The 22,738-nt window shown below is 63.4% G+C and carries 22 protein-coding genes and 1 pseudogene; 6 read left to right on the forward strand and 17 right to left on the reverse strand.

Going from position 1 to position 22,738, the window contains the following annotated elements:
- Position 1 precedes the first annotated feature (1 nt).
- The 9 genes from G7044_RS09940 to G7044_RS09980 form a co-directional block, all read right to left on the reverse strand.
- Positions 2-787: a TIM barrel protein gene (locus G7044_RS09940; RefSeq protein WP_166328445.1), complete on the reverse strand. Its 786-nt coding sequence runs from the start codon at positions 785-787 to the stop codon at positions 2-4.
- 11 nt (positions 788-798) lie between these two features.
- The gene (locus G7044_RS09945; RefSeq protein ID WP_166328447.1) at positions 799-1,806 is read right to left on the reverse strand and encodes a Gfo/Idh/MocA family protein; all 1,008 of its coding nucleotides are present in this window, start codon (positions 1,804-1,806) and stop codon (positions 799-801) included.
- Between the two features lie 10 nt (positions 1,807-1,816).
- Positions 1,817-2,716: a sugar phosphate isomerase/epimerase family protein gene (locus G7044_RS09950; RefSeq protein ID WP_166328449.1), complete on the reverse strand. Its 900-nt coding sequence runs from the start codon at positions 2,714-2,716 to the stop codon at positions 1,817-1,819.
- 84 nt (positions 2,717-2,800) lie between these two features.
- Positions 2,801-3,733, reverse strand: coding sequence for a substrate-binding domain-containing protein (locus G7044_RS09955; protein ID WP_235931234.1), 933 nt, complete (start codon positions 3,731-3,733; stop codon positions 2,801-2,803).
- Between the two features lie 6 nt (positions 3,734-3,739).
- Positions 3,740-4,570 (reverse strand): ATP-binding cassette domain-containing protein, encoded by an 831-nt coding sequence (locus G7044_RS09960; protein ID WP_166328451.1) that lies wholly within the window; start codon positions 4,568-4,570, stop codon positions 3,740-3,742.
- Positions 4,571-4,580: 10 nt separating this feature from the next.
- Positions 4,581-5,657, reverse strand: coding sequence for an ABC transporter permease (locus G7044_RS09965; RefSeq protein ID WP_166328453.1), 1,077 nt, complete (start codon positions 5,655-5,657; stop codon positions 4,581-4,583).
- A gap of 88 nt (positions 5,658-5,745) precedes the next feature.
- On the reverse strand, positions 5,746-6,690 hold the full coding sequence (locus G7044_RS09970) for a sugar ABC transporter substrate-binding protein (RefSeq protein WP_166328455.1): 945 nt from the start codon (positions 6,688-6,690) through the stop codon (positions 5,746-5,748).
- 223 nt (positions 6,691-6,913) lie between these two features.
- Positions 6,914-7,963, reverse strand: a complete 1,050-nt coding sequence (locus G7044_RS09975; RefSeq protein WP_166328458.1) for a LacI family DNA-binding transcriptional regulator — start codon at positions 7,961-7,963, stop codon at positions 6,914-6,916.
- A 66-nt stretch (positions 7,964-8,029) separates the two neighbouring features.
- Positions 8,030-9,043, reverse strand: a complete 1,014-nt coding sequence (locus tag G7044_RS09980; RefSeq protein WP_166328460.1) for a LacI family DNA-binding transcriptional regulator — start codon at positions 9,041-9,043, stop codon at positions 8,030-8,032.
- 102 nt (positions 9,044-9,145) lie between these two features.
- Here G7044_RS09980 and iolG point away from each other — a divergent pair, with 102 nt between their 5' ends.
- From iolG to G7044_RS10000, 4 genes are read left to right on the forward strand one after another with little or no spacing between them, the layout of a single operon-like run.
- Positions 9,146-10,162 carry an inositol 2-dehydrogenase gene (iolG, locus tag G7044_RS09985; RefSeq protein WP_166328462.1) on the forward strand — a complete coding sequence of 339 codons (1,017 nt, stop codon included), beginning with the start codon at positions 9,146-9,148 and terminating at the stop codon, positions 10,160-10,162.
- 3 nt (positions 10,163-10,165) lie between these two features.
- Positions 10,166-11,545: a myo-inosose-2 dehydratase gene (gene iolE / locus G7044_RS09990; RefSeq protein WP_207630251.1), complete on the forward strand. Its 1,380-nt coding sequence runs from the start codon at positions 10,166-10,168 to the stop codon at positions 11,543-11,545.
- A 30-nt stretch (positions 11,546-11,575) separates the two neighbouring features.
- On the forward strand, positions 11,576-12,226 hold the full coding sequence (locus G7044_RS17875) for a Gfo/Idh/MocA family protein (protein ID WP_207630263.1): 651 nt from the start codon (positions 11,576-11,578) through the stop codon (positions 12,224-12,226).
- The gene (locus G7044_RS10000; protein WP_166328464.1) at positions 12,226-13,260 is read left to right on the forward strand and encodes a Gfo/Idh/MocA family protein; all 1,035 of its coding nucleotides are present in this window, start codon (positions 12,226-12,228) and stop codon (positions 13,258-13,260) included. Before G7044_RS17875 ends, G7044_RS10000 begins: the two co-directional genes overlap by 1 nt.
- A gap of 2 nt (positions 13,261-13,262) precedes the next feature.
- Here the strand turns inward: G7044_RS10000 and G7044_RS10005 are convergent, their stop codons facing one another.
- The 4 genes from G7044_RS10005 to G7044_RS10020 form a co-directional block, all read right to left on the reverse strand.
- Positions 13,263-14,093: an inositol monophosphatase family protein gene (locus G7044_RS10005; protein ID WP_235931235.1), complete on the reverse strand. Its 831-nt coding sequence runs from the start codon at positions 14,091-14,093 to the stop codon at positions 13,263-13,265.
- 5 nt (positions 14,094-14,098) lie between these two features.
- Positions 14,099-15,154 (reverse strand): ABC transporter ATP-binding protein, encoded by a 1,056-nt coding sequence (locus G7044_RS10010; protein WP_166328466.1) that lies wholly within the window; start codon positions 15,152-15,154, stop codon positions 14,099-14,101.
- Complete coding sequence (locus G7044_RS10015) at positions 15,151-17,346, reverse strand: ABC transporter permease (protein WP_166328468.1); 2,196 nt, start codon at positions 17,344-17,346, stop codon at positions 15,151-15,153. Before G7044_RS10015 ends, G7044_RS10010 begins: the two co-directional genes overlap by 4 nt.
- 70 nt (positions 17,347-17,416) lie before the next feature.
- Positions 17,417-18,448 (reverse strand): ABC transporter substrate-binding protein, encoded by a 1,032-nt coding sequence (locus tag G7044_RS10020; protein ID WP_166328470.1) that lies wholly within the window; start codon positions 18,446-18,448, stop codon positions 17,417-17,419.
- Positions 18,449-18,614: 166 nt separating this feature from the next.
- On the opposite strand from G7044_RS10020, the gene G7044_RS10025 reads away from it, so the two are divergent.
- Positions 18,615-19,685, forward strand: coding sequence for a LacI family DNA-binding transcriptional regulator (locus G7044_RS10025; RefSeq protein WP_166328472.1), 1,071 nt, complete (start codon positions 18,615-18,617; stop codon positions 19,683-19,685).
- A gap of 62 nt (positions 19,686-19,747) precedes the next feature.
- Positions 19,748-19,971 (forward strand): annotated as a pseudogene (locus tag G7044_RS10030) (transposase); the annotation flags it as partial.
- Positions 19,972-20,029: 58 nt separating this feature from the next.
- Here the strand turns inward: G7044_RS10030 and G7044_RS10035 are convergent.
- The 4 genes from G7044_RS10035 to G7044_RS10050 all read right to left on the reverse strand — a co-directional run.
- Positions 20,030-20,329 carry a DUF3325 domain-containing protein gene (locus tag G7044_RS10035; protein WP_207630252.1) on the reverse strand — a complete coding sequence of 100 codons (300 nt, stop codon included), beginning with the start codon at positions 20,327-20,329 and terminating at the stop codon, positions 20,030-20,032.
- Positions 20,326-21,897: a PepSY-associated TM helix domain-containing protein gene (locus G7044_RS10040; RefSeq protein WP_166328474.1), complete on the reverse strand. Its 1,572-nt coding sequence runs from the start codon at positions 21,895-21,897 to the stop codon at positions 20,326-20,328. Before G7044_RS10040 ends, G7044_RS10035 begins: the two co-directional genes overlap by 4 nt.
- Positions 21,894-22,193, reverse strand: coding sequence for a DUF3649 domain-containing protein (locus tag G7044_RS10045; RefSeq protein ID WP_166328476.1), 300 nt, complete (start codon positions 22,191-22,193; stop codon positions 21,894-21,896). Before G7044_RS10045 ends, G7044_RS10040 begins: the two co-directional genes overlap by 4 nt.
- A 1-nt stretch (position 22,194) precedes the next feature.
- The coding region (locus tag G7044_RS10050) for a TonB-dependent receptor domain-containing protein (RefSeq protein WP_166328478.1) at positions 22,195-22,738 on the reverse strand (544 nt) is incomplete at its 5' end.

Consider the following 22,738-nt stretch of genomic DNA (forward strand, 5'->3'; position numbering starts at 1 on the left):
GTCAAAGCGCCTCTTTCAGATAGGCCATGCTTGCGCGAAGCGCGCCTTCGGCATCAGCAAGATCGTGGATTTCGGCGGCAAAGGGTTCAAAGCTGAACGGCCCGTCATAGCCCGCTTGCAGCAAGGCCTTGATCTGAATCAGGTTTTCCAGCCGGTCGTCGTGACTTACCAATACGCGGTGTTCGTCCAGCATATCCGCCACCGCTAACGCGGGATTGGTCACGCCAGAGATATGCACAAGGCCGGTTCGGTTTGGATATAACTCTGCCTCGGCCGCCAGGTGGTGGTGGAAGGTATCGTGCAGCAATTTGAAGATGCCGGTTTCATCCGCTTCGGTCATTGCGGCAATGGCCTCGGCCTTGGTGCGCAGCGAGCTGATCGGAAAGCCCAACGGTTCGATCAGCCCGGTCAAGCCGCGATCCCGAAGGATCGGGACCATCGCGTCCAAGGCCGTGACCAGGTCTGAATGCGGCACCTTGTTCCCGTCATTCAGCGGACACATCACCAGCGCCTGCGCACCGCATTCGGCGGCATAGTCAGCCATGCGGCGCGCCCGGTCGGGCAGATCGCCAGACCAGACATTGAACGGATACAGCGCGTTGATCGACAGAATGGTGATGCCCTGCGCGTCGGCCTCTGCCCGGACCTGCGCGGGGGTCATGATGCCCAGTACATCGGGAATGTCATTCCTGATCTCGACCTCATGCACGCCAAGGCGGCGGCACATGGCGAAGAACTCCGCCAGCGGCAGTTTCGGGGCCGAGATATGGTTGATGGCAAAGCGCATCGCGCCCCCCCTTAGTCGTAAAGCGCCGGGCGCGCCGGCAGGGTGATCGGGACGATCTGGCCGCTTTCCTGCGCCTGAACACACGCGTCCGAGGTGATGGCGGCGACATAGCCATCCCATGCGGTGGGGCCAGCGGCAGTGCCTTGGGCCGCGGCCTTGATGAAATCGGCGAGCTCCACGTCATAGCTGTCGATGAAGCGGTCTTTCCAATCCATCAGGATTTCGTTTTGCAGATGCGCCTGCTTGCGGAGCGTGATGGACATGGGTTCGGGCAGGTTCGCCAGCCCCTCCTCGCCCACGATCTGGCATTGAATGTCATAGCCATAGCGGCAGTTCACGAAGATCTCGACATCGATGCGGATGCCCTTGGCGGTTTCCAGCAGCACCACCTGCGGATCGCGCAGGGCGGAATGGGCGTGGCTGGATTTGCGCGGGAACACCACCTGCGCCGAGACATAGTCGTCATCCAGCAGCCAGCGCAGCACGTCGATTTCGTGGATCAGCGTGTCGTGGATGGCCATGGGCGTGCCATAAGTATCCGGCACAGTCGGGTTCCTGTGTGCGGCATGGACCATCAGCGGCGTGCCGATGTCGTTATCCACCACCTGTTTCAGCATCCGATACCCGGCGTCATAGCGGCGCATGAAGCCGACCTGCACCAGACGGCTGCCATGCGCGGCCTCGGCTTCGACAATGCGCAGCGCGCCTTCGGCTGTGGTTGCCAGCGGCTTTTCGCAGAAGACAGGCTTGCCAGCGGCAATCGCGGCCAGCACATAGGGTTCGTGGGTCGATCCGGTCGAGCAGACCAGAACCGCGTCCACATCGGGGGCGGCGATCAGATCCTCGCCCCGGTCATAGACCTTTGCGTCGGGGGCCAGATCCTTCTGCACCGCGCGTGCGGCATCCGGGTTATAGTCGCTGAGCGCGACCACCTGCGCCCCCGCCAGCACCTGTTGCATGCGCCGCGTGTGGTCACGCCCGATCATACCTGTTCCGATAACGCCAATTCTGACGGTCATTTCTGCTGCCTCACTTGAAGTATTTATCGACATAGCGCTGCATTTCGCCGCGCATGAATTTCCCGGATTCGTCGGCCTTGTCCTCCCACGCGAAGACGCAGGCGGTCATGATGCCGTCAAAGCCGATTTCGGCCAGCGTCTTGTAGAAGTCGTCCCATGGCACTTCGCCCTGACCGATATTCAGGTGCTGGTGGACGCGGGCCTGCGATCCGGGCGGGTTGATGATATAACGCAGCCCCGATGATGCCTTGTGGTTGAAGGTGTCCGCGATGTGGACATGGGCCAGCACGTCCGCGCATTCGCGCAGCATCGCCACGGTGTCATCGCCGAAATAGAAGGTATGCGGCGTGCAATACAGGAACCTGACGCGCGGACTGTTCACCGTGCGGATCAGATCGACCGAGGGCTGAAGCGTTTCTGTCCAGTCCTCGGGGTGGGGTTCGATATGCAGGTTGATGCCTTCGCGTTCGAAGATCGGCACCAGTTCTTCCATGCTGCGCCACCAGGCATCCTCGCAAGCCTCGATCATGCTGCCGGTGTGGCAGCAATAGCAGGTGCCCTTGTCAGGATGCGGGCCGCGACCGAATTCGCTGTTCATCGTATCGACGCCCAGCTCGACAGCGATTTCGATGGCGCGCTTCCAGTGGCGGACGGCGGCTTGACGTTCAGCCTCGTCATTCGAGGCCCAGCGATACATCGGCAGCAGCGTGGCGATGCCGACATTGGCGTCGGAAAGCGCCTTCTTGAACGTCTTCACCCGGTCGGGGAAGACGCGCGGAGCCTTGAACCATTCAAGGAAATCGGCGCGCGGGGACAGCTCGATCCATTCATAGCCCAGTTCCGCCACCTTCGAGGGCAGCTGTTCCAGCGTCAGGTGGCGGTGCATGAAGGGGTCGAGCGCGATTTTCATCTTCTGTCCTTTCATCCGGCACAGCATTGCCGGGGCGGTGGCCTGCACCGCTGCATTCGGGTTGGGGCGGCGCGGGCGGTGCGCCTATTGATAATCGCCCATATTCTCGCGGGTGACGGGTTCGAACGGGATCCAGATGTTCCGTTCGGCCGGGGTGCCGCCTGCCATGCTGACGGCGGTCTGCAATGCGACCTCGCCCTGCTTGGCGGCATTCTGGAAGACGGTCACATCAAGGTCGCCAGATGCCAGCGCCATCAGCCCGTCCGGCGTGGCGTCAATGCCGGCGACGACAACATCGTCCATGTTCATCCCTGCCGCCTTCATGGCCAGGATCGCGCCAATCGCCATTTCATCGTTATTGGCGATGACGGCGTCGAACTGCACGCCAGAGGTCAGCCAGTTCGTCATCAGGTCCTGCGCCTCGGCCCGGTTCCAGTTGGCGGTCTGTTCCTCGACCACCTTCATGCCGGAACAGTCGGGCGTGGCGATCACGTCATGGATGTCCTTGGTGCGGATGATCGCGGAATGGTTTTCCAGCGGCCCCACCATCACCAGCACGTCGCCCTTGCCGCCCAGCAACTCGCAGGCCTGCTGAGTCTGCATGGTGCCGCTGTCTATCTCGTTCGAGCCGACGAAGCTGACGCCTTCGGGCAGCGCGTCCACATCGCCGGGCGGATGGTTCACATAGACCAGCGGAATGCCGGCAGCCGTCGCCGCCTGCGTGATCGCCGTGGTCGAGTTGCCATCGACCGGGTTCACGATGATCGCGTCATAGCCGCTGGCGATGAAATTGTTCACCTGATCCAGCTGCCGGGCCACGTCCAGCTGCGCATCCTCGAACGCAACCTCGACCTCGCCTGCGGCTTCCGCCTCGGCGCCGATCGCCTCGCGGATGATGGTCAGGAACGGGTTGTCAAAGGCCGTCATCGAAACGGCCACGCGGGTTTCGGCAAGCGCCGGTCCGGCGAACGCGGTCGAGGCCAAAAGCGCTGTCATCGTCAGGAACTTCTGCATCATCTTCCCCTATGCTGCTGTGTCATATTCCGGCTGCGTCTTGGCGCCGGTGATATAGGCCACGACGTCTTCGCCATCGGTGTCTTCCTTGCGCAGGTTGGCGCAGATGCGCCCGCGCCGCCAAACGACGATCCGGTCGCACAGGTCCATCACCTGCCGCATGTTGTGGCTGATCAGGATCAGCGGCTCGCCCTGTTCTTTCAGCGTGCGGATGATGTTTTCGACCTGCGCGGTTTCCTGCACACCAAGCGCCGCCGTCGGTTCGTCCATGATGGTCAGCTTGGAATGGAAGGTCGCGGTGCGGGCGATGGCCACGCATTGGCGCTGACCGCCCGACATGTTCTGGATGGTGTTGCGGATGTTGGGGATCTTCACCCCGGTCCGTTCCAGCCCGCGCTTCGTCGCCTCTCTCATCGCCTTGTAATCGAGGATCGAGAACGGGCCGAGGTTGAACTTGCGGATCTCGCGCCCCAGGAACAGGTTGTCCGGCACGTCCAGATGATCGGCCAGGGCGAGGGTCTGGAAGACCGTCTCAATCCCCGCCTCTCGCGCAGCCAATGGCCCGTCGAAATCGACATACTGGCCGTTGAACCAGACCTTGCCGGCGGTGCGTTTTTCGACCGCGGTGATCTGGCGCACGAAGGTCGACTTGCCGGCACCATTATCGCCCATGATCGCGACATGTTCGCCCTTGCGGATTTCGAAGTTGCAATCGACCAGCGCGTGGACGCCGCCGTAATGCTTGGTCAGGCCTTCCGTGCGCAGGATCACATCGCCCAGCGGAGCCGAGGGTGCCGGGGCATCCGCGCCCGAGATATCGGTTTGAATATCGCTTGCCATGAAAGCCCCCTTATGACCGGGCGGCCGAGCGGCGCTGACGCCACTGGTCCAGCACGACGGCGCCGACGATGATCGCGCCCTTGACCATTTCCTGATAATACGCGTCGAGACGCAGGAAGGTGAAACCAGAGATAATCACCCCGAAGATCAGCGCCCCCAGCACGGTGCCAAGGATCGTGCCGCGCCCACCTGACAGCGAGATCCCCCCGATCACCGCCATGGCGATGGCGTCGAGTTCATACATCACGCCCATCCCCGCCTGCGCGGTCAGGTTCTTCGAACTCAGCACAATCGCGGCAATACCGCCCAGCAGCCCGGCCAGCGTATAGACCAGCACCTTGTGGCGGGCGACATTGATGCCCGACATGCGCGCCGCCGCCTCGTTCGAGCCGATGGCATAGGTGTGCTTGCCGTAGACGGTGTATTTCAGGATCAGGTGAAACAGGATCGCCAGGCAGGCGAAGATGATGACCGGCATCATGCCCGCGCCGATGCTGGCATAGCTGGGCGTCGGGAAAGACACCGGCTGACCGGCGGTCCACCATTTCGCAAGCCCGCGCGCCGACACCATCATGCCCAGCGTCGCGATGAAGGGCGGAATTTTCGTGTAGGCGATGAACAGCCCGTTAATCAGCCCGCAGGCGGTGCCGCAAAGCAAACCGATCACCACAGGGATGATCACCGGCAAATCCACCCAGCCCCGATCAAAGAAGACGGCGCGGGTATTGTCCATGCCGTTGATCTGACCCGCCTGCGCGAAACTCATCGCGATCATGGCGGTCATGCCGACGACGGAACCTGATGACAGATCAATTCCGCCGGTCAGGATCACCTGCGTGACGCCAAGCGCGATGATCCCGATGATCGAGACCTGAAGAATGATGATCTGCAGACGCGCCTGATTGAAGATGCCGGGGACGTTTTCGCGGGTGTTGAACAGGAAGCTGTCATTCATCAGCACCAGATCCAGCAGCTCAAAGACGACGATGATCAGCACCAGCGCAATAGCAACGCCTGCTTCGGCTGGAAGGCTGCGCTTTGACTTGTCGAAACTCAGTCCACCGACACCATGCGAGGTATCTGACATGATCCATCCCTCCTGCGGGGCCAGCCCCCGCCTGATGATCAGGTTCGGGCGGCGCAGCTTGCACCACCCGAGGTTATGAGGCGGGGCCTCAGTTGCTTTGGGCGAAGTCGGCCATGTTTTCCGGGGTGACCAGTTGGAAGGGCACATAGACCTTCTGTTCAACCGCCTCGCCCTTGGCCAGCTTCAGCGCCGCGTCCAATGCGCCGCCACCCTGCCCTGCCGCATCCTGGAACACGGTCACATCCAATTCGCCCGCAGCCATGGCCAGAAGTCCGTCCTGCGTGGCGTCGATGCCACCGATGACGACATCCTCCATGTTGACGCCGGATGCCTTCATCGCCTGAATCGCCCCGATCGCCATTTCGTCATTGTTCGAAATCAGCCCGTCAAACGGCGTGCCGGATGACAACCAGTTGGTCATCAGGTCCTGCGCTTCATCGCGCTGCCAGTTGGCGGTCTGTTCGTCAATGATGTTCAGGGTCACGGCACATTTGCCGCCTTCCATCACGTCATGAATATCAGCCGTGCGCTGCACCGCAGCCTGGTTCGACAGTTCGCCCATCATCACATAGATATTCGCCTCGGTCTTGCCGGCGGCTTTCAGCAGCTCACAGACCTGAATGGTTTCCAGCGTGCCGGATTCCTTTTCGTCCGAGGCGACAAAGGCCTGATTGTCGGGCAGCGTATCGACATTCACCGGCTCGCGGTTGACGAAGACCAGCGGAACGCCACCTGCGGCGGCGGCATCGGTCATCGCCTGCGTGGCCGAGGTATCGACCGGGTTCACGATGATCGCATCCACGCCCGAGGCGATGAAGTTGTTGATCTGGTCCAACTGGCGCGCCACGTCATTCTGGGCATCCTCGATCTGGACATCGACGCCTTCCATGGCGCTTGCCTGTTCCTGAATGCCGTTGCGCAGCACGGTCAGGAAGTTGTCGTCGAACAGCGCCATGCTGACGCCGATATTTTCGGCGCTGGCAGCCCCCGCAAGACCCGCGAGCATCGCTGTCGACAGCAGAAATTTCTTCATCGTCTTCTCCTCCACAGGCGGCACCGGGTCTGCCGCGATCCGTTCGGCCTGACCTGCGGACAGACCCGTTCTATCCGCCAAAGCGGTGATTGTGCCGAAACTGTTTTGTATCCGCCGGCCCCCTTAACTCCCAAGCCAGCGAACAGAAGGATTCCCGATCTGCCGGACGCAATCAACGTAAACCTGACAAGAATCGCATCAACGGTGATGCATTCCATTGCCGCTATTGATGTGATCCCATCACGAAATCGCTTTCCGGCGTCCATATCTGCGCGGGAAAGAAGCGCTGACCGGGGGTTTCGGTCAGCCCGCGTTCGGACGCGTCGATCATCTGCTGGATCAGGTCGGCGGCGATCTGTTTGACCGGCGTGGACAGCACGACACTTAACGATCCATCCTGCAGACCCGCCTGCGATTCAGGGGTCAGTTCATTGACGATCAGCACCACCTGGCCGGGCTTGCGCATTTCGCGGACGGCCTGAATGGCGCCCTCCATCCCGCCGCCCGCACAGTACAGACCGACCAGATCCTGGTGACGCGACAGCAGGCTGACCGTCGCCTCGTAGGTCAGTTGCCGGGTTTCAAGATTGATCTGGGTTTCCAGCATCTGAAAATCCGGTGCGGATTCGCGGAAATAGCTGCGAAAGCCGGTTTCCCGCAATTCGTGGCCGTGAAAGCGGGGGCCGCCGATGAACAGCCCGACCTTGCCGGTGCTGCGCGACAGGCGAGAGATGAACCAGCCCGCGATCCGCCCGACCTTTATGTTATTGGTCCCGAAATAGCCTTCGCGCACGCCTTGGGCGAAATCGGACAGCAGCGAATAGACCGGAATGCCCGACGCGCGCAGGTCCTGTACGGCCTGCGTGACAGCGTGATGGTCCAGCCCTGTGGCCGCGACCGCATCGACGCGGCCCTTCATCCCGGTCAGCAGCCGGGCAAGGCCTTCCGGGTTCAGATCGTCCAGGAATTTCGCGGTGATCTGAACCCGGCGCAGGGTGCTGGCGCGGGCCTGTGCCTCGAACAGGCGCAGGGTCTCCTGATAAAAGGCGTGTTGCGGCTTTTGCAGGATAAGGCCCAGCCGGAACTCCGGTTTGTCCGCCAGCAATCGGTGGCGGATGATATTGGCACCGTGATAGCCGATGCGCTCGGCCGCTTCGTGAACGCGGCGGACAGTTTCCTCGCGCACGTTCGGGCGGCCGTTCAGCACCCGGTCCACGGTCGCGGTGCCGACGCCTGCGGCACGGGCCAGATCAGCGATGGTCGGGCGGGTCATGGTGGTTTCGCATCATAAGGTGATACGAGTATCGGTGACATTCAGCGCCCCGGCAAGCGGCACGGATCAGCAGTTTTCGCGCATGTAGATTGTCACCGGCGTGATCGCGGGGCCGGGCTCGCCGTCGGTGCGGCAGTGGGTGGCAGCAATGGCGCGCAAGGCCGCCTCGACCTCCAGCGCGGGGTTCTGGTCGATCACCGCGTCGATGGCACCGCTTTGCAGAAGCGCGCGGCGGTCGGGCGTCAGTTCATGGGTGATGAAGGTGACATCGTCCTGGCGGCCGAGACGCCTCAGCGCGTCAACCACCTGCGGCGCACCTGCGGACTGGTTATAGATCCCCCGGATCGCGGGATTGCGACGCAAAGCGCGATAGGCCAGATCGCCCGCCATATCGCCCTGTTCACGGCTTTCGTGGACCTCGGCGATACGGCAGGCCGGGAAGCGTTCGGCCAGCACGGCCTGGAAACCAGCATGGCGTTCCTGCTGGCCGATCATGGCCAGCAGCCCGGCGATGACGATGACCTCGCCCCCGTCGCGGCCCAGCAGACGGCCCATCAGCTCGCCCGCCAGTCGCCCGGAACGGCGGTTATCGGGGCCGATATAGGTGGCACCGTGACAGCGGATATCGGTGGCGAGCGTGATGACAGGCTTGCCCTGCCCGGCCATTTCTTCCAGCACCGGCGCCAGAGCATCGTCGTGTGGCAGGCAGATAATGACCGCGTCATGTTCGGCACCGGCTGCCCGAACCCGGCGGGCGGTTTCGGCGGCACGCGCGGCATGGGCGTGAAAAATGCGGGTCTGGATGTTGAACGGGTTCGGGCCACGGTTCTGTGCCTGAAACGCCGCCGCCAGCGCGGCATGAAACGGGTTCGCGGGCGGCTGCATAAACGCCGCGACCCGCAGCGTGCGCGCGTCGCGGGGATCCAGCGCGCGGTCCAGCCGCAAGCGGCGGGCGGCGGCGAATACGCGGCGTTCTTTCTCCGCATCGACACCGCCGCGATTGTTCAGCACACGGTCCACGGTCGAGGCGGAAACCCCCGCCTCGCGCGCGACGTCCTGCGCTGTCGGTTTATGACCCATGACTGCCCATTTGAAGAAATCTCTTCAAGAATGGCGTTTGGCAGGCTGCGCGGCAATCCTAATCTTCACGGCATGGGCTGCGGCCCGAGGGGAGGGAGTGCGATGGTAAAGCTTGCCTGTTTCGGCGCGGGCCGGATTGGCCATGTTCATGCAAGGAATGCGGCAGCAATGCCGGGGGTGCGGCTGGCCTGGCTGTCCGACCCGGTGGCCGGTCCGGCGCGCGACGCACTGGCGGACGCGACGGGTGCCGCGCTTGCCGAGCCGGACCAGATCTTCGCCGATGACAGTATCGAGGGCATCATCATCGCCAGTTCGACGGACAGCCATGCCGACCTGCTGACCCGCGCAGCAGATGCTGGCAAGGCGGTCTTCTGCGAAAAGCCGATCAGTCTGGATTTCGCGCTGACCGATGCCGTCGCCCGCAAGGTCGAGGCGGTTGGCATTCCCTGCATGCTGGGCTTTCAGCGCCGCTATGACACATCTTTCCGGCAGCTGAAGGACCGCATCGCCTCGGGTCAGGCGGGCAAACTGGAACAGGTGGTGATGTTTTCGCGCGATCCGTCGCCGCCGCCGCGCGCATATGTGGAAACCTCGGGCGGCATGTTCCGCGACAGCTCGATCCACGATGTCGACATGGCGCGGCATCTGCTGGATGAACAGATCACCAGCGTTTACGCCGTGGGGTCCTGCCTGATCTCGGAAGAGATCGGCGCGGCGGGGGATGTGGACACGCTGATGATCACGCTGACCACCGCCTCGGGGCGCATGGCGCAGATTGTGGCCTGCCGTCGCGGACCGATGGGCTATGACCAGCGGCTGGAAGCGCTTTGCAGCCGCGAGGTGCTGAGCGTCGGCAATCAGCCGCAATCGACGCTGACGGTCACAGATGCGCATGGCAGCCGCAGCGCCCCGCCAGAGAATTATTTCATCGAACGCTTCACCCAAGCTTACCGCGACGAGATGGCGGCCTTCGTCGCCCTGATCCGCGATGGAACGCCCCCGCTCGCCGGTATCCGCGACGGGCTGGAGGCGCAGCGGCTGGTCGAGGCGGCGGTGCAATCGGCACGGACAGGGAAGGTCGTGGATTTCGGACCGGATTGGACACCGGAAAGGGTTTAAGCGATGGATTTTCTTCCCGAAGGCGTCCGGCTGGCGGTCAGCCCGCTGTCATGGACGAATGACGTGCTGGCTGATCTGGGCGGCGACACCCCGGTCGAAACGTGTCTGAACGAGGCCGCGAGCGCGGGCTATCAGGGCGTTGAACTGGGCCGGTTGTTCCCACGTGATGCGGCAGCGCTGCGCCCGATGCTGGATGCGCGGGGGTTGTCGCTGGCCTCGGGCTGGTATTCGGGCGAGTTGGCGGTGCGGGATGCCGTCACCGAACGCGAAGCAGCGCGCGACCATGCGAGCCTGCTGGCCGCGATGGGTTGCAAGGTGATGGTCTATGGCGAGGTCGCGATGATGGCGGGCGATGCGCCGCTGGATGCGCCCATGTCGCAACGGCTGCGGATGGGCGACAGCGCCGGCTATGCGGCGCGGCTGACAGATTTCGCGGGTTGGCTGATGGGTGAATACGGCCTGACGCTGGCCTATCACCACCACCTGATGATGGTGGCCGAGGAGTTTGACGAAATCGCCGCGATCTTCGATGCCGCCGGTCGTGAACTGGGCTTGTTGCTGGATACCGGCCACGCGGCTGCGGCGGGTTTCGACTATGCAAGGCTGATCGACCGCTTCGGCGACCGGATCGTGCATATCCACCTGAAGGACATGCGCGCCGATGTCATGGCGCAGGTGCGCGCCGATGATGCCAGCTTCAATGCGGGCGTGCGCGCGGGGATGTTTACGGTGCCGGGCGATGGCGCGGTCGATTTCGCGCCGATTGCGCGCTTTGTCCGGGGCAGCGGCTATCAAGGCTGGCTGGTCATCGAGGCTGAACAGGACCCCGCGCTTACCCGCCGTGACCCGCGCCATGACCCATATCGAGGCCCTATTTCGCGACCTGAACAAGGTGACGCCATGACCAAACGTTTGAACATCGGCCTGATCGGGTCGGGCTTCATGGGGCAGGCCCATGCCGACGCTTTCCGACGCGCGGGGATGCTGTATCGCGACCTGCCCGCCGTCCCGCATCTGTACATGATCGCCGATGCGACGCCGGAGCTTGCAGCTGATGCCGCCAGCCGCTTCGGTTTCGAGAAATCGACCGGCGACTGGCGAGAGCTGGTCAAAGATCCCGGCGTCGATGTCGTCGACATCACCTCGCCCAATGCCATGCATCACGAAATGGCGCTGGCGGCGATTGCGGCGGGCAAGCATGTCTATTGCGAAAAGCCGCTTTCGGTGACAGTGGCCGAGGCCGAGGAGATGACGGCAGCCGCCCGCGCCAAGGGCGTGAAAACCATGGTCGCCTTCAACAACGTCAAGACGCCAGCCGCGATGCTGGCGCGTCAGATCATCGACGCGGGCGAGATCGGGACTCCGATCCGCTTTCGCGGGTAGTTCGATCAGGGTTTTTTCAACGATCCCGAGCTGCCATTTTCCTGGCGCTGCACCCGTAAGGAAGCCGGATCGGGCGCGCTTGGCGATCTGGGCAGCCATGTGATTTCCGTCGCGCAGTACCTGATGGGCGATGTGACCAGCACCATCGCCCAGACCCAGACATGGTTCCCGACCCGCCCCGTGCCGCAGGGGGCCGCGAGCTATAGCGCCAAGGCCGCCGCTGATGCCCCCCGGCGCGAGGTCGAGAATGAGGATCAGGTGCAGGCCATGATCCGCTTTGCCAGTGGCGCAGGCGGGACCATCGAGGCCTCACGCGTGTCGGCAGGGAAGGTTTTCGGCATCTACTGGGAGGTCTCGGGCACCGAGGGCACGATCATCATGGATGGCGAACGCTTCAACGAATTGAAGGTCTCGCGCTTTGGCGATGCCAAGCGCGACCGGGGTTTCAAGACGCTGCTTGCGGGGTCTCAGGTGCCGCAATTCGCAGCCTTCTTCCCGTTCGATTTCGCGGGCGGCGGGCTTGGCTATTTCGACGTGAAGGTGATCGAGGTGCGCGACCTGATCGCGGGCATCTGCGAAGATGACGGCTGCGACCCGGATTTCGAGTTCGGCTTGAAGAACATGCGGATCATCGACGCGATGGAACGCTCGCTGCAATCGCAAACATGGGAGGAGGTCTGATGTTTCCCACCGCTTTGCCGCCATCGCGCGTACCCGACCCGATGGACGCCCCGCCACTGCGGTGGGGCATCCTCGGCTCGGGCTGGATCGCGGAACAGTTCATCCGCTCGGTCCGCGCCCATACGCGGCAGGATATCGCGGCGGTGGGGTCGCGAAGTCAGGACAAGGCCGATGCCTTCGCCCGCGAATGGGGGATCGGAACGGCCCATGGCAGTTACGAGGCACTGGTCGCCGATGACAGCCTTGACGTGATATATGTCGCGACGCCACATAACATGCACCACCCCCATGTGATGATGGCGCTGGAAGCGGGCCGGAATGTGCTGGTCGAAAAGCCCATGGCGCTGGATCACGCGCAGGCGGCCGAAATGGTGGCGCTTGCCCGCGCCAAGGGGCTGTTCCTGTGCGAGGCGTTGTGGACCTATTTCCTGCCGAAATTCGACGTGCTGCAGCAGGTGTTCGACAGCGGGGCGCTGGGGGAAATCAAGTCAGTTCACACGGAATACGGCGAATACTTCACTCGCGATCACCGGATCTTTGATGCCCGACTGGCGGGCGGGCCGCTGCTGGATCTGGGGACCTATCCGCTTTCGCTGATCTCGAAACTTCTGGGGCCTGCCAAGCAGCTGGTCGGGCTGAAGCAGGATGATCCCAGCGGCGTGCATGGGCAGTTGTCGGTCATCATGGCCAATGCGGCGGGCAATCAGGGGGTGATGTCGACGACGCTTTACGGGCTGACGCCGACGAATGCCGCCATTGTCGGGACCGGCGGCACCGTGCGTTTCGGGTCCGAGTTCAACCTGCCCGGACCGTTCGAGGTGATCTCGGCCGATACGACCACCCGGCTGCGCCATGACGAACCCGTCGGGCGACATTTCGAGGGGCTATTTTACGAGGCCGCTGCGGTTGCGCGTTGCATCGCCGAGGGCAAGGCAGAAGCGCCGCAGCGGCCCTTGGATGCGACTTTGCAGATGATGCGGTTGATTGATGAAATCCGCGAAGTTCTGGGAATTTCCTGGGCCGCAGCTGGTTGAGATCAGGGCGTCGCCGCCCGGTCCCACTCGGCCCCGTCAAACTGCGTCAGCGCGGTCAGGCGGTCAAAGTCCTGCGACACACAGGCGAGAACGCCGAACTGCTTGCCCTGCAACGCCTGCGGCCCCAATGGCGCGACACGGCCGCCACCGGCCTCGATCAGCGCATAGGCCGCGCAGCAATCCCACAGCGCCATGCGCGGTTCGGCATAGCCCACCAACCGCCCGGCGGCGACAAAGGCCAGCATCAGCGCGCCGGAGCCATAGCGGACATGCGCGATCCCCTGATCGGCCAGATCCGCATAAAGCCGCCCCAGCCGCTGCGGTTCGGCAAGGTCATTGACGCCGATACCAAGCAGCCCGGTCGACAGATCGAACCGCCGGGTGACATGGACGGGCTTGCCGTTCAGCGTCACCCCGACGCCCCGCCCGCCCAGATACATCTCACCCAGCACCGGCGCGAAGATCGCGCCCAGCAAGGGCCCCTTCCCGTCCATCAGCCCGATGGAGACGCACCAACCCGGCATCCCGTTCAGGAACGGCGCGGTGCCGTCGATGGGATCGATCACCCATGTCAGCCCGGTCGTGCCTTCGCTGTGCCCATATTCCTCGCCCAGAAAGGCATCACCGGGAAATTTCGCCTGAAGGCGGGCGCGGATCAGCTGTTCGACCTCTCGATCGGCGATTGTGACCATATCGGTCAGGCCGCGCTTGGTTTCGATTTCCAGCGCATCGAGGCGCGCGAAATATTCCAGCGCCAGATCGCCAGCCGCACGGGCAACCTGTTCCATGACCGCAAGACGCGCGGCGAGTGAGTCTTCGGGAAGGTTCATCATGGTCCTCAGGCGATCAGCGCGACGCCGACGCCGCGGAATTGCAGGCGCACGGGCGCGCCGGGGGCGATGGCGGTCGTATTGGTGTCGTCGACAACGAACAGGCGGCCCGCCGCGCTGTCGATTTCATATTCGATGTGATCGCCCAGATAGGCGGCGGATGCGACCTTGCCTTCCAGCCCCTCGCCATCCTGCACGACGCGGAAGGCACCGGGGCGGACGGCAAGCTTGGCCGGGCCGGGCTGTGCGCCGCGCGCTGGCAGGTCGATTTCAGCCCCGCCAGCACTGACGCGGGCCATATCGCCCTGTACAGACAGCACCTGACAGTCGATGACATTCGCCTCGCCAATGAAATCGGCGATGAATTCGGATGCGGGGGATTCATACAGGTCGCGGGGGGTGCCGTCCTGCGCGATCAGGCCGTCCTTCATCACCACAATGCGGTCGGATACCGCCAGCGCCTCGTCCTGATCGTGGGTCACATAGACGGCGGTGAAGCCGAGGCGTTGCTGCAATTCGCGGATCTCTGTCCGCACCCGCCGGCGCAGGCGGGCGTCGAGGTTCGACAAGGGTTCATCCAGCAACAGCACCTGCGGTTCCAGCACCAGCGCGCGGGCCACGGCGACGCGCTGCTGCTGGCCGCCCGACAGTTCCGATGGCAGGCGGTCGCCAAGCCCGGACAGGCCGACCAGATCAAGGCCTTTCTCCGCCAACTGCCGCGCCTCTGCCTTCTTGATGCCGTCGGATTCCAGACCATAGGCGATATTGTCGAAGACGGTCATATGCGGGAACAGCGCATAGCTTTGGAACACCATCGTCACGTCGCGCCGGTTCGCCGGTAGCCGGGTCACGTCCTGCCCGCCGATCAGGATCGCGCCTTCGGTGGGTGTTTCCAGCCCCGCCAGCATCCGCAGCGTCGTCGTCTTGCCGCAGCCTGACGGCCCCAGCAGGGTGACAAGCTGGCCGGGTTCAATCGACAGGTTCAACTGCGGAATGGCGGTGAAATTGCCGTAATTCTTGCGGACCGCGCGGAATTCGACCGCGCCTCTTTGGGGATTGGTCAAACGGTCGCCTCCTTCGCGGCGGGTGGGACGGGGCGGCGGCGCAACCTGCGCTCGCCCACAAGCATCTGGAAGCCGCCGATCACGGTGATCATCACAAGGATCAGGACCGAGGAATAGGCGATAGCGACGCCGTATTGCCCGTTCTCTACCAGACCGACGATATAGGCGGTGGCCATGTTGTATTTGGCGGAAACAAGGAAGATCACCGCCGAGATCGAGGTGATCGCCCGCACGAAACTGTAGACAAGCGCCGCCATGATCGCGGGGCGCAGCAACGGCAGGATCACCCGGCGCAGGGTGCGCCCGGAACCCGCGCCAAGGGTCAGCGATGCCTCGTCAAGGCTGCCGTCAAGCTGGGCCATGGCGGCAACGCTGCCGCGCACACCGACGGGCATGTTGCGGAAGACAAAGCAGACGATCAGGATCAGCGCCGTGCCGGTCATCTGGATCGGCGGCAGGTTGAAGGCCATGATATAGCTGATGCCGATGACCGTGCCGGGGATCGCAAAGCTCATCATCAGCACGAACTCGAACACGGTCTTGCCGGGGAATGTCTGGCGAGAGATCAGCCAGCCGGTCAGCAGGCCCACCGCCGCCGTCAGCGGTGCGGCGATCAGGGCGATGGTCATGGTGGTCCAGAAGCTGTTCCACGCAACGCCGGTCCAGCGGAAGCCGCCTTCGAAGGTGACGCCAAAGGCGCGGACGTAATGTTCCAGCGTCAGCGTGTGATCCAGCCCCCACAGCTTCACGAAGCCGCCGAACAGGATCATTGCGTAGACGATGACGGTGAACAGGCTCCATGCAGAAACAACGCCGATCACCGGCCATGCGACGCGGGCGGGCAGTTGGGCGTGGGTGCCGCCATCGCCCTTGCCGCCCACGGTCGCAAAGCTGCGCCCCGACAGCCAGACCCGCTGCGCGATGAAGGCGGACAGGGTAAAGAACAGCAGCACCGCCGCCAGCACCGCCGCACGCGAGGGGTCATTCTGCGCGCCCACGACCGAGAAGAAGATCTCGGTCGACAGCACCCCACCCGATCCGCCAAGCACCAGCGGGTTGCCGAAATCGGCCATGCTTTCGATGAAGCCGATCAGGAAAGCATTCGCGAGGCCCGGCGCCATCAGCGGCAGCGAGACCTTGCGGAAGGTCCGCCAGCGTCCGGCGCGCAGGGTTTGGCTAGCTTCTTCCATCGAGGGGCTGACGCCCTCGACCACGCCGATCAGCACCAGAAACGAGATCGGCGTGAAGCTGAGCACCTGCGCCAGCCAGATGCCGGTCAGTCCGTAAATCCAGCGGCCAAGCTCGATTCCAGTCACGCTGTAAATCGCCTGCGTGAGCGTGCCCTGCCGCCCCAGCAGCATGATCAGCGCAAGGCCCACGACGAAAGGCGGGGTGATGATCGGCAGGACGGTCAGCAGGCGCAGGCTTTTCTTGAAGGGAAAGCGGGTGCGGGTGGCGACAAGCGCGAAAGCGAGGCCAAGAAGTGTCGTTGCCGTGGCCGTGCAGATGGCAAGGAAGAAGGTCCGCCATGCGACGCCGCAGGCTCCGCCTGTCAGGCAGCCGAGGCTCCATATCTTCGGGTCCGCGATATTGCGGCGCACGCCCTCGGTCGTGAATGAACCGTCGAAATCCTGAAACGCGCCGGTGAAGATCGACAGGATCGGATAGAAAACGAAGGCTCCGACCAGCAGGATCAGCAGCGCGATGGAGGTCAGAACGAAAGCGTCCCCCTTCAGCGCGCCGCGTTCCGCCGCCCCGAAAGAGATCAAGCAGGTGAAGAACAACGACAACACCACCGCGCCCGCGCCGAATGCGGGCTGGCCATCGACCTCGCCAAAACTGGCTTCCAGCAGGCCCCAGTTCCAGCCGCGGGTGCCGACCGACAGGCCCTCTACCGCCAGCCAGATCAGGCCAAGCGCGCCGATCCAGACCATCGCGCGACCGCGACCTGCGCCGGATGGCGCGCGCAGGCGCAGATACAGGGCGGCGGCGGTCAGCAGGATGATCGGCCAAAGCTGCCAACGCCCGATCAGCGCCTGAAACAGCCCCGGCCACAGATCGGGTTCAGCGAAGAAATCGCCCAGCCAGTCAAAGCTGAAAAAGCCCGCGCGGATCCGGTACCAGGGCAGGATCAGCAGCGCCAGGATCGCGCCGCCAAGGATCCAGTCCAGCCGCCTGTTGTCAGCGTTCATCCGCGCCACCCGTCACATTGTCAGAAAGGACCGGGGCAGCCCCTCATGCTGCCCCGGCAAGGCCCGGCCTTTATTCGGCTGCGCGGCCGCCAATTTCCGCGTCCCAACGCGCCAGCAATTCCTTGCGGCGGTCGGCCGAGCCATATTCGGCGAAGTCATAATCGATCAGCTTGATCTGGCTGATATCCGGCACCTTGTCCGACACCTTGGCCGCCTTGTTCGACGGGATCTGGAACGAACCCGCTTCGGGCATCAGGTTCTGCGCATCTGCCGTCAGCACCCAGTCATAGAAGACTTTCGCCTCGTCCGGGTTCTGCGCGCCTTCGATCAGCGACATCGACCCGACCTCGTAGCCCGTGCCTTCGCAGGGTGCCACGACCGCGATCGGGAAGCCTTCGACAGATTGCGATACGGCGTCATGCATGAAGACGATGCCCAGCCCGGTTTCGCCCCGCGCCGCTGCCTTCACCGGGGCCGAGCCCGATTTCGTATATTGGGCGACATTGGCGTTCAGGCCCTTCAGGTACTCAAACGCCTCATCCTCGCCCATCAGCTGCACCAGCGTCGCCAATGTCGTATAGGCGGTGCCGGACGAATTCGGATCGGCAATCTGGATCTCGCCCTTCAGGCCTTCGTTCAGCAGGTCAGCCCAACAGGCGGGAGCTTCCAGGCCCTTTTGTTCGAAGATCTGAGTGTTATAGCCCCAGCCGAGCGCGCCGCTGTAAACCCCGACCGTGCGATTGCCCGACACATTCGCCTGTTCGACCGCCCAGTCCTGCAGTTCGGCCAGCATCGGCGATTCGTATACAGAGGTCAATTCGTCTGCTGCCGCCTGCAAATGCGGGTCGCCAGTGCCGCCCCACCACAGGTCAGTCTGGGGGTTGCGCCCCTCGGCCCGGATCTTGGCATAGGCCTCGCCCGAGGACAGGCGAACCATGTTCACATTGATGTCGGAATGGCCTGCTTCGAATTCAGTGACCAGCTTTTCGCAGATCACCACATCGGCCGAGCAGATCAGATTCAGTTCGGCAGCGCCAGCAGCAAGGACCGGCATACCCATGACTGCGCCTGCCGCGATCGCGGCACTCTTGATGTTCATCATTATCCTCCCTTGACCCGCACCCGAGCAAAAGGATGCAAAGCTGTGCATCAGGTTCCAACGCGAATCGGCTTTGTGTCAATTGATTTTTGTGCTGATATGCGGGGGTCGCCCAAAATCCAGATATGAACGCTTGCAAAGCTGTTCATCCAGACAAACGCAGGACCCCATGCCCCGAACCCCCGCCAGCGCCAAGGACGTCGCCGAGCTTGCGGGCGTATCACGCGCGGCGGTTTCGCGCTGCTTCACGCCGGGCGCCAGCATCTCGCCCGAGACGCGCGCGCGGATCCTGAAGGCGGCGGAAACGCTTGGCTATCAGGTCAACCGGCTGGCGAGTGGTCTGATCCGCAATGAATCCGGTATCGTCGCCCTGATCAGCGCCGAAATCGCAACCCCATATCGGGCGCAACTTCTGGCGGCGCTGACTGCCGCGCTGCAACGCGCCGGCAAGGTTGCCCTTGTCATCAATACCGACCGCTCTGACGAAAGCGTTGAACAGGCCTTACGGCAGGCCATCAGCTATCGCACCGACGCGGCGATCTTTCTGTCGGGGATGCCCGCGCGTTCACTGGCGGAAACCTGTCAGCGCAATGGGATGCGGCTTGTTCTGATCAATCGCGACGGCAACCACCCCGGCTCGCTTCTGGTGCGTCTGCCGGATGAAGATGCCGGCGCGCGCGCGGTCGCGATCCTGCTGGCGGCTGGCTGCAAACGCCTCGCGCTTGCCAGTTCGCGCACGGGGACGCCAAGCCTTGTCGGCCGCGAGCGCGGCTTTCGCGACGCAGCCCGTTCCGCAGGGGTCGAATGGATCGAGGAGCGGCTGGGCGCGACCTCCTATGAGACCGGGCTTGAACTGGGCATGGCGCTGCTGACGCGAAAGGACCGGCCCGACGCGATCTTTTGCACGACCGACCTGATGGCCTGCGGCGTCATGGATGCCGCGCGCTGGCGGCTGGGTATCAGCATACCCGACCAGCTTTCTGTGATCGGTTTTGACGACATACCACAGGCCGGTTGGGAAGGTTATGACCTGACAACCTTTCGTCAGCCGGTGGACGACATTGCCGCGCAATCTGTGGATTGGCTGCTGTCCGAAAAGACGGCGGACACGGCCGCGGTGCTGACCCTGGAGCCCCGCCTGAAACTCCGTGGCTCGGTCAGACGCAGCTTCAGGCCGAAAGGTCCGCAGGCGGCGACCGGCGACGAGCCGATCAGCACCCATGACGCGAAGATGCGCTAGGCTCCAGCGCCGTTGATTTCGGGCTTTTGGCGTAATTCAGGCTTGGTAAGACGATCTGATCGATGAACAGTCTTTACTGGCGTAACCGACGCCCAGATGGAGCGCGTGACGCGGTTCTTTCCCAAGCCCTGGCAAGCCTCGCGTTGATGATGGCCGTGTCTTCACTGGCATAATCTTCATCAATCGCAATGGGTTGCGATGGTGCGATGCGCTGAGGGAACACCGCCCAGCCATTACCCTGTTTAACCGCGGGAAACGTTGGCGCGACAACGGAGTCTTCGCAAGGCACACCGCACGGCATCAAGCCTGTGCGTGAGTTCGGGGGATCACACCACCTTATCCGGCTAGCCCTTGATTTCGCGCCTGCGGCTGCGCGCCAAAAGCCCGACGAATACAACGGTCGCGGCAAGGCTGATATGGCCGTTCCACGCGACGATGCCAAAGCCCGTGCCAAGGCCGATGATCGCGACCGGCAAGGCCAGCGTGACCAGCACCCAGCCAAGCCAGCGCAGCCACCAGGTCATCCTCGCCGATAGCGCACGACCGAACTCGTCCCGCTGATGGCGGTTCATGGACAGCGCGAGACATACGAATCCAGCCAGCGAGATCGCAAGGACAAGCGTATGCGAGATTGCAGGGGTCATGTCGCCTCGCCGACTGATCCAGCGCGGCGCCGTTTCTTTGCTTGGCGGGGCTGATGGCGGGCGGTGCGGCGTGCGATTTCAAGACTGGTCGCAGCCAAGGCCAGCAATGCCAGATCAAATCCGGCGAAAAGGAAATCCCCGGATGTCAGGCTGCCAGGAAGTCCGCGCGTCGTCGTCAGCAGGTTCAGCGCCGGCAACAGGGCAAGGGCGGCGGCTGTGGCCAGAAACTGCTCGACCCATGCCCGTTTGGGCGGGCGCAGCGCGGCATGGAACAGCATCAGCGCCCAGAGGATGAAGAACAGATGTATCTCGCATTCCGCGCGACCGGGCACGTTCAGCGGCAGCAGGCGATTTGCCCACAGCATCCCCGCCATGGCAAAAGGCAGCCCCGCAATGGTGGCGATGTTCAGCCGCTCGACCAGTCTGAAGCCGAAATAGGGGCGCTGCGGATCGGCCAGCTTGGTCCGCCTTTTGACCGTCCAAAGGACCAGCCCGGACGCGATCATTGTAGTCCCCGCAAGGCTTGAAAGGAAGTAGAGCCACCGCGTCATCAGATCGGCGAAGCGGCCCATATGCAGGCCATAGAAGACGCCCTGCGTTTCCGCCGCAGGCCCGGAATGTTCCTTGGCGGTCACCAATTCGCCGCTGACGCCGTCGAAGACCAGATAGCGCGGCGTGGTCGAGACGCGGCGGCTCTGTGCCTGAGTGATCGCAACGCGCGCGCCATTATCGGCGGATTTCGTGATCTCGACCGACCGGACAGAGCCCCGCCCCCAACGCGCCTCTGCCTGCTGCACCAGCGGCGCGATCGCGGTGAGCGCTGTCACGGCGCCGTGCGGTTCGGGCGCGGGAAGTTTGAAACGGATTTCATTGGTAACGGCGGCCTGTATTTCGGGCGAGGCCACGGACTGCATTCCCCATGGCATGTACAGCACCATCAGCGTGACCAGACCGCTGTAAGTCACCATGAAATGAAACGGCAGGCCCAGCACCGACAGTGCGGCATGGCCGTCCAGCCACGACCTTTGCCCCTTGCCCCATCGGAAGGTGAAGAAATCGGTAAAGATCTTCTTATGCGTGATGACTCCGCTGACGATGGCCACCAGCATGAACATCGCGCTGACGCCCGCGATCCATCGCCCCCACAGGCGCGGGATGTAGTGCAGGTTGAAGTGGAAGGAGAAGAAGAAATCACCGCCCTTGGTATCGCGCGCCGACACCCGCGCGCCGGATGCAGGATCCAGGGTCGCGCTGGCAAAGCCGCTCTCGTCGCGCCAGAAGACAAACACCGTCGGATCGCGTGGTGTGGGCAGGCGAATGCTCCACATGGTGCCGCCGGGCGCGTGAGTTTTCGACATTGCGTCAATCATCCGCTGTGCCAGCTCTGGCGCGGCGGACGGATGGGATGCGGCGGGCAGTTCGGGGCGCATCCACACCGATATTTCGTCCCGGAAATAGCTGACAGTGCCGGTCAGGAAGATCGCGTACAGGATCCAGCTGACCAGCAGCCCGGTCCAGATATGCAGGTCCGACATGGTCTGGCGGATGCCGCGGGGCTTTGCGTTCATACCGACAGCCCCTGTCCGCCCCATGCACAAGCGGCCAGCAGCGGCAGACCGGCAAGCAGCAACCCCGCCCAAGCGCGGCGGGCCGAGCGCACGGCGAAGACCCAGACGATCGCGGCGGTATAGACCAGAAAGCTGGCCAGCATGCCGGCAAATATCGCGTCAATGCGGTTCGTCGGCAGTGCCAGCGTCGCGACCGAGGTCAGCGCCGCCAGTGCATAACCGCCGAAAAGCGCCGCGATAATTCGCGACGCCAGCGGGGCATGTGCCCGGACAGCATGCAGAAAACTGCCTGCCAAGTCAGAACTCCATCGTGGCCGAAATCTGCAATGTCCGGGGTGCGCCCGTCCCGGCCCAAAGTTGGCCAGCCCAATAAGCCTTGTTTGTCACGTTGGTCAGGCTGGCCCTGACGTTCAGGGGCCGGTCCGCGACCTCGGTCTGATAGCGCAGCCCGAGATCGTAGATCGTGCGCCCTCCGACCGACTGGCTGTTGTCCGCATTGATGTAGATTTTCGAGATATAGGTGGCGTTCCCCAGCAGCGTCAGCCCGTCGACGGCGGCGACATCCCATTCCGCGCCCAGCTTGGCCTGAAGCTTTGGCGTGCCGGCCGCCTGCTTGCCTTCGTTTTCGCCGCCCGCCGTTTTCGTCATCTTGGACTGGACATATCCGACGCCGCCCATCAGCCGAAGGTCGGGACGAAACTCTCCGAAGAAGCTCCATTCTGTCAACGGCGGCGTAAAACCCAGCCACTGGGCGGCGCAAAAGTCGGCCACCCTTGCGCGCGGCTGAGACCGCCGTGAGGGCGTAGCCCGAGCGGGGGTCTCAGCCGCGTGGTTCGATTTT

The organism is Paracoccus xiamenensis (assembly GCF_011308835.1).
Lineage (GTDB): Bacteria > Pseudomonadota > Alphaproteobacteria > Rhodobacterales > Rhodobacteraceae > Paracoccus > Paracoccus xiamenensis.